The sequence below is a fragment of the Streptomyces sp. MBT65 genome, assembly GCF_016612545.1.
GTDB lineage: Bacteria > Actinomycetota > Actinomycetes > Streptomycetales > Streptomycetaceae > Streptomyces.
On sequence record NZ_JAENRY010000765.1, the window covers coordinates 1 to 448 of the forward strand.

The 448-nt window shown below is 76.8% G+C and carries 1 pseudogene; it reads right to left on the reverse strand.

The features are described 5' to 3' along the window. A pseudogene (locus tag JHN63_RS52015) lies at positions 1-448 on the reverse strand (DUF3827 domain-containing protein); the annotation flags it as partial.

Below are 448 nucleotides of genomic sequence, written 5' to 3' on the forward strand. Positions count from 1 at the left end.
ACGCCCTGGGAGGAGAGCGGGTCGAAGGCGACCGCCGCGTCACCGGCGGCGGTCCAGCCGTCCCCGTACACCCGGTCCAGGTGCGCCGTGTGCGCGGCGGCCCGGCGTGGCGCGGTGGGTGACGTGGGCGGGGGCCCGTCCCGGTGGACCCATCGGGACACGTGGCGGGTAGCCGACATCCGTCGGTGGAAGTGGCGTGCGGTGTGGGTGGCGGCCGGCAGGTCGGTGTCGGTGAAGTAGGCGACCAGGCGCCCGCCGGAGGGCTGCGGGGCGGTGTACCACCAGCCGTCCTCGTCGGACTCGACGAGGGAGCGGCGGTCGGTGTCCAGCGGGTCCGCTTCCAGGGGCACGTACAGGGCTGTGAGCCGGTCCCGGACCCGCCGCCGGGCCCCGCACCGGACCGCTATCGCGGCGGCGCGGCCGGTGGCGTCGATCACCCAGCGGCAGC